Origin of the sequence: Sphingomonas sp. 66-10 (genome assembly GCF_001897045.1) — a bacterium.
Classification (GTDB): Bacteria; Pseudomonadota; Alphaproteobacteria; order Sphingomonadales; family Sphingomonadaceae; genus Sphingomonas; species Sphingomonas lycopersici.
In genome coordinates, this window is record NZ_MKRR01000071.1 from 7,464 (window position 1) to 9,680 (window position 2,217).

2 protein-coding genes are annotated in these 2,217 nt (G+C 71.7%); both read left to right on the forward strand.

Translation table 11 applies throughout. The features are described from left to right. Window positions 1–260: 260 nt before the first annotated feature. Window positions 261–935 carry a GntR family transcriptional regulator gene (locus BGN95_RS06665; RefSeq protein WP_286772033.1) on the forward strand — a complete coding sequence of 225 codons (675 nt, stop codon included), beginning with the start codon at window positions 261–263 and terminating at the stop codon, window positions 933–935. 81 nt (window positions 936–1,016) lie between these two features. Beyond that, window positions 1,017–2,204, forward strand: coding sequence for a serine hydrolase domain-containing protein (locus BGN95_RS06670; RefSeq protein WP_286772034.1), 1,188 nt, complete (start codon window positions 1,017–1,019; stop codon window positions 2,202–2,204). The last annotated feature ends 13 nt before the right edge of the window (window positions 2,205–2,217 follow it).

Consider the following 2,217-nt stretch of genomic DNA (forward strand, 5'->3'; position numbering starts at 1 on the left):
GAAGCGCGCGACGGCGGTGTAGACGGCCGGGACGGGCGCGGGACGCGGCGCCCCAGAACACGGACCGCGGCCGTGACACGCCGCACCCGCGCCGGCCGCAACGGCGCGTGGGTCTCTCGGTCCGTCGTTGGGAACGGCCCGGCTCCCCCGGCCACGGAGGTGGCCGCCGCGACCCACGCCCGAATGCACCGGGGTCCGGCGCTATCGCGGGTTTGTCAGGTAGGTTACTTTCTGACATCACCCGGTCGGAGGGACCCATCATGACGGACACCGTCACGGGCATGCAGGTGCAACGGCACGCCCCGATCCGCGAGCAGGTCGCGTCGATCCTGCGCGCCGCCATTCTGGACCGCCGGCTGGAACCCGGGCAGCTGCTCGTCGAGCGGCAGCTCTGCGAGATGACGAACGCGAGTCGCCCGTCGGTCCGCGAGGCGCTGCGCCAGCTCGAGGCCGAAGGTCTCGTCGAATCGCAGAACGGCCGGGGAACCGTCGTCAGCGTGACCAGCCCCGAAGTCGCCAAGCAGGTGTACCAGGTGCGGGCCGAACTCGAAGGGCTCGCCGCGGAGCTGTTCGCACAGAACGCGAGCGAGGAGCAGCTGACGCGCCTGCGCGCGCGGTTCGAGGATGTCGCGGGAGAAGTGGCGCGGGTCGAGGAGGCGGGGCCCTTCGCCGTACTCGACGCCAAGAACGCACTGTACGAGGTGCTGTTCGAGGGCTCCTGCAACGAGGTGCTCCGCCAGACGGTGTCCATCCTCCAGCGCCGCGTCAACCAGCTCCGTGCCCAGACGCTGTCAGCGCCGGGTCGTCCCGCCCAGAGCCTGGAGGAGATCCGGGTCCTGGTCGAGGCGCTCGAGCGGCGGGACGCACCTGCCGCGCGGATCGCGGCGACGACCCACGTCGAGGCGGCCGCGCGGACGGTCCTCGGCGGCAACTGACCCCTCGGTCCGACTTCCGCCGGGCCTTCTCATTCGGTATGTTGTCTGACAGCTGATGACAGACCACCGCGAGGAGGCGGCATGCTGAACGAGACGTTCGAGGCGCGAGGTCGCTCGGTCCCGGTCGCCGGGAGATTCGACCCCCGCTTCGAGGGGGTCGTGGAGGCCTTCCGCGAGAACTACCGCGCAGAGGAGGATGAGCTCGGCTCCGCCGTCTCGGTGGTCGTGGACGGCGTGCCGGTCGTCGACGTGTGGGGCGGATGGTCCGACGAGGATCGCCGCGAACCGTGGGCCGAGGACACGCTCGTCTGCATGATGTCGGTCGCGAAGGGAGTCAGCGCCGTCGCCGTCGCGCAGCTGGCCGATCGTGGACTGCTCGACCTCGATGCCCCCGTCGCCGACTACTGGCCCGAGTTCGCGCAGAACGGCAAGGAGGGGGTGCTCGTCCGCTGGGTGCTCGATCACCGCGCCGGGCTCCCCGCGATCGTGGACGACCCGCCGCCCGCGGGCGCGACGTTCGACCGTGACGCCATGGTCGAGGCCCTCGCGCGGACGCGCCCGCTGTGGGAGCCGGGGACCGTCGCCGCCTATCACGTGCAGACGCAGGGCTACATCCTCGGCGAGCTCGTGCGACGCATCACGGGACGCCCCATCGGCGAGTGGGTGCGGGACGAGATCACCGGGCCGCTCGGCGCCGACTACTGGATGGGCCTCCCCGAGAGCGAGTTCGCCCGCACCGCCGACCTGCTCCCGAACCCCGGGTCGCGCCTCATCGCCGCGCGCGAGGCGGAGGCCCCCGACTCCTTGCGCGTCCTCGCGCTCGCGCAGAACGCGGACGTGCCGTGGCGCGAGATGGTCAACTCGCGCGCGTGGCGCACGGCCGAGATCGCGAGCGCCAGCGGCCACGGCAACGCCCGATCGGTCGCCCGGATCTACGCTCCCCTCTCCCGAGGGGGCGAGGTCGACGGCGTGCGCATCCTGTCGCCCGAGGCGATCGAGCGGATGACGACGATGCAGCACGACCAGATCGAGCTCGTGCAGGAGCGGCACTACCGGCAAGGCCTGGGCGTGCTGCTCAACTCGCCCGACGCCGTGTACATGGGTCCGCATCCCGAGGCATTCGGGCACCACGGCATCGGCGGGTCGGCCGGGTTCGCCGACCCCGTCGACCGCGTCGCGTTCGGGTACTCGGTCAACCGGATGCATGCCGTGGGCACCAACGGGCCGCGCGCCGCGCGCCTGATCGACGCGGTGTACGCCGCTCTGTGAGAAGGAACGACAT

Coding starts and splice junctions, on each gene's coding strand:
- BGN95_RS06665 (WP_286772033.1), top strand. CDS start 261: ATGACGGACACCGTCACGGGCATGCAGGTGCAACGGCACGCCCCGATC.
- BGN95_RS06670 (WP_286772034.1), top strand. CDS start 1,017: ATGCTGAACGAGACGTTCGAGGCGCGAGGTCGCTCGGTCCCGGTCGCC.